General features: G+C 68.6%; 1 protein-coding gene. It reads right to left on the reverse strand.

The genetic code is table 11. The annotated features are described in order from the left end of the window. Positions 1–965 (reverse strand): DUF4158 domain-containing protein (locus tag Q7514_RS33125; RefSeq protein WP_330137393.1); only part of this gene is annotated, 965 nt, incomplete at its 3' end. Positions 966–969 lie beyond the last annotated feature (4 nt).

A 969-nucleotide genomic window follows, 5' to 3' on the forward strand; every position in this document is an offset into this window, starting at 1 on the left:
CCTCGTTCGGCCAGCCGCTGCTGCATCTTCCGTTCGGCAGCACCGAATTTCACCGAGATCGCCTGATCGAACAACGCCACGACCTCATCGAGGACATCGGTGCCGGACTGGGCCAGCACCGTGAGCAGGATCGGATACCGGCGTTGCGGATCCCGACGTTGCAGCGCTTGCGGACTCAGGCGCCGGCCCATCGTGGCCAAAAACCGGCGCCGCTCGGCGGGCAGCACCGACATATCCAGCCGATCAGCGCCCAACCCGCGCAGGAAACCCAGCTTGTCGACCTCGGCGCGGACCGCGGCCGCCGAGGCCTCCACCGGCCCGGTCGACAGCCACCGCAACCGCGAGATCCCCAGCGAAGCGTCGGTGACAAGCAAGCCGTCCAACTCCGCGCACCGCGCCGCAGTGAACTCGTGAGCGAGCCGGTCATAGGTTTCGGTCTGGGCCTGGTGGCGGGCGTGGGCGACCCGCTCGACCACGGTGACCGGGCCTGGCCGGATCACCTTCGCCGAGATCAGATACTCACACGCCAGCCGGAACAGCAGAGTCGGGGAATCGTGCTCCATCGCCCGCGCGAGCAGGAACTCATCGAGCTCCTTGAACTCGAGCGCACCGACCGCACGCCATCCCAGGTACCGCGCGGCCAGGCGCACATGCTCGGTGCGGGTCTTGGCTCGCCTGCCGTAGGCACCGATCACCACCGGATCCAACCGCAACTGCTCGGCGACACGAGCCACCGCCACCGGCGGAGCCGTGACCAGCCGATCCGGCACGAATCCCAGCCACGGCAGCGTACACAACGCGATCGCCAAGCCCAGCCGCTCGGCTGGGCCCCGGCCCCGGCCCGGATCCACGAACGCCAGATCCGCAGGCGTCAGCGTGAAGTACCGGAACAGCTCCTCGCGGCTGATCTCCGGGAATCCCCGCAGTCGTTCCAACTCCTCGTCCGCGAACATCCGCGTCGCCACGACC

Origin of the sequence: Rhodococcus artemisiae (assembly GCF_036327795.1) — a bacterium.
Taxonomy (GTDB): Bacteria; Actinomycetota; Actinomycetes; order Mycobacteriales; family Mycobacteriaceae; genus Rhodococcus; species Rhodococcus artemisiae.